Source organism: uncultured Campylobacter sp. (assembly GCF_938045535.1).
Classification (GTDB): domain Bacteria; phylum Campylobacterota; class Campylobacteria; order Campylobacterales; family Campylobacteraceae; genus Campylobacter_B.
In genome coordinates this window covers 1-3,069 of sequence record NZ_CALIMQ010000310.1, presented here as the reverse complement: position 1 = coordinate 3,069, position 3,069 = coordinate 1, and the positions used below count along the sequence as shown (strand labels likewise).

The 3,069-nt window shown below is 47.5% G+C and carries 1 protein-coding gene; it reads left to right on the top strand.

Annotation, left to right across the window (positions count from 1 at the left end; genetic code table 11):
- Positions 1-2,380, top strand: a 2,380-nt coding sequence (secA, locus tag Q0095_RS09525; protein ID WP_297883290.1) for a preprotein translocase subunit SecA, incomplete at its 5' end; no start/stop codon positions are given.
- Between the last annotated feature and the right edge of the window lie 689 nt (positions 2,381-3,069).

Here is a 3,069-nt window from a genome sequence, read left to right as displayed (position 1 = left end):
CGCCGAGATGAAGACCGGCGAAGGTAAGACGCTAGTCGCTACCGCCCCGGTCTATCTGAATGCTCTGACCGGTCGAGGTGTCCACATGGTCACTGTCAACGACTATCTGGCTCAGCTTCATGGTGGCTGGATGGGGCAGCTCTATCACGCTCTGGGCATGAGCACCGGCGTGATTATTAACGACGCCAGCTTTATCTACGACCCCGAGTATGAGAATACCGACCACTACGACAAGCGAATGAGCCACCTCAAACCCTGCTCTCGCAAGGAAGCTTATGACGCCGATATCACTTATGGTACTAATAACGAGTTTGGCTTTGACTACCTGCGCGATAATATGAAATTTAGCGCGGATGAAAAGGTGCAGCGCGGGCATCATTTCGTAATCGTCGACGAGGTCGATAGTATTTTGATCGACGAAGCTAGGACGCCGCTAATCATCTCAGGTCCTACGAACCGCACTCTAGATGGTTACATCAAGGCAAACGAAGTAGCTCGCCAAATGATCCGCGGCGAGGCGCCAGCCGATCCGAAAGGCAAGGCGACGGGCGATTTTACCGTAGATGAGAAAAACCGCGCCGTTTTGATTACAGAGGCAGGAATCTCAAAAGCCGAGAAGCTTTTTGGCGTGGATAACCTCTACAGCCTTGAAAATGCCGTGCTTAGCCACTACCTTGATCAAGCACTTAAGGCGAATTATCTATTTGAAAAGGACGTACACTACGTCGTGCGCGACGGGCAGGTCATAATCGTGGATGAATTTACGGGTCGTCTTAGCGAGGGGCGCAGATTTAGCGAAGGGCTCCATCAGGCGCTTGAGGCAAAAGAGGGTGTGCAGATCCAAGAGGAGAGCCAAACTCTTGCCGACATTACCTTTCAAAACTACTTCCGTCTTTACGAAAAACTAGCCGGTATGACGGGCACGGCGCAGACGGAAGCGACGGAATTTTCTCAAATTTACAAACTCGAAGTGGTCTCTATCCCTACGAATGTGCCGGTCATCAGAAAGGATCAAAACGATCTTATCTACAAGACCGAGCGCGAGAAATTTGACGCCGTCATCAATGAAATCAAGCGGCTAAATTCCAAAGGCCAGCCCGTGCTCGTGGGTACGGCGTCGATTGAAAAGAGTGAGAAGCTGCACGAGCTTTTGGTCAAAGAAAACATCGCGCACTCCGTGCTAAACGCCAAAAATCACGAGCGCGAGGCGCAGATCATCAAAGACGCAGGCGTAAAGGGCGCCGTAACGATCGCTACGAATATGGCGGGACGCGGCGTGGATATCCGCATAGACGACGAAGTGCGCGCTTTAGGTGGGCTGTATATTTTAGGTACCGAGCGCCACGAAAGTCGCCGTATTGATAATCAGCTCCGCGGACGAAGCGGGCGCCAAGGTGATCCGGGCGAGAGTAGATTTTTCTTAAGCTTGGAGGATAATCTGCTTAGAATTTTTGGCAGCGACAAGATCAAAAATATCATGGATCGCTTGGGGCTAAAAGATGGCGAACATATTGAATCAGGCATGGTTTCGCGCGCAGTAGAGAACGCGCAGAAAAAGGTCGAGAGCTTGCATTTTGAAGCGCGTAAAAATATCCTAGAATACGACGACGTCGCAAACGAGCAGCGCAAAACGATCTATAAATATCGCAACGAGCTTTTGGATCCCGACTACGATCTGAAAGATAAAATCATTCAAAACCGCGAGGAATATATCTCTAGTGTGCTTGAGGAGCTTGAAATTTTCGACGGCGCAAATATCAAAGAGGTCGATAAATTCCCGATCGTCGCTAAAATCGCTCAAGAAACGGGCGAGGTGCTCGAAAATAGCGAGCTTGAGAAGGTCGATGATTTCAAAGAGCTGAAAGAAAAGATCATCGGCGCGCTTGCCGTTTCGTATGAAAACAAGATGTCGCCGATCGATCCGCAGCAGCGAAAAAGTATCGAAAAGATGCTTTATCTGCAGATCGTCGATCGCGACTGGAGAGAGCATCTGTATCAGATGGATATCCTAAAAGCGGGCATCGGACTTCGTGGCTACAACCACAAAGACCCGCTTACGGAGTATAAAAAGGAGAGCTACAATCTTTTTATGGAGCTTGTAATGCGCCTCAAATCCGATAGCATCCGCTTGCTGCATTCGATCCAATTTAAATCTAGGGAGGAGATAGAAGCCGAGCAGCGCGCGATGCAGGAGCGCATGGAGAGCTCAAATGCCAAAGAGCTCGCCGCTGCAAGCACGAATGAGGCGCAGCTAAAGGGCTCAGACGAGTTTGGCGACAAAAAGCCTAAGCGAAACGATCCTTGCCCTTGCGGCAGCGGCAAAAAATACAAAGACTGCCACGGCAAGGGCGGTCCGAAAAAAGGCGGCTTTGCGAGGTAGGCGCGGCAATCGGTCGTAAGTATCGCACGATCAGTGATCTTGATTGCGAGTATCACGCGACCGACGGTCCTTTGGTGTTTTGCTTGGCTTTTATTGCTAGCGGATATGTCGCAAACTGAAGGCACCTAAATTTTAAAGAGGCTTGATCGCGAGATTCCGCGCGCGGCATGCGAAACTGCGAGATGCGATGTAAATTTGGTTTTGAAATTTTAAAATTTCAAAGCGCGCCTGATGCTTTGTCGCATATTTTTCTATAGCGTTGTTGCGGTGTGCCGTGCTGCAGAGTGCGATCGGCGCCGTTGCGATATTTAAATTTAGTGCGCTAAGATACGGCATTCATTTAAAATTTTAAATTTATGCGATGCGGGCGAGCTTGTAAGCAAAGTTCGCCTTTAAATTTTAAGAATTTCAAAATTCTAAAAAGTTTTAAATTTCTAAAATTTTAAAATTTTGAGGCATTTGAAATTTTAAAATTTAGAATTCGGATTTAGAATTTCAAGGTTTGGTAAGACGATCTGTTTGATTTGCCGTATCCGATATCTCTTGGGGGCGAATTTCATTGCGTATAAAATAGATTTCGGCGCGATTTTAAATTTTAAAAGCTCGCTGAGGCTTTCATATTTGAAGGCACAAAACTCGTTTTTTGGAATTTTAAAATTCCAAAATACTTAAAATTTCACATAGAATTT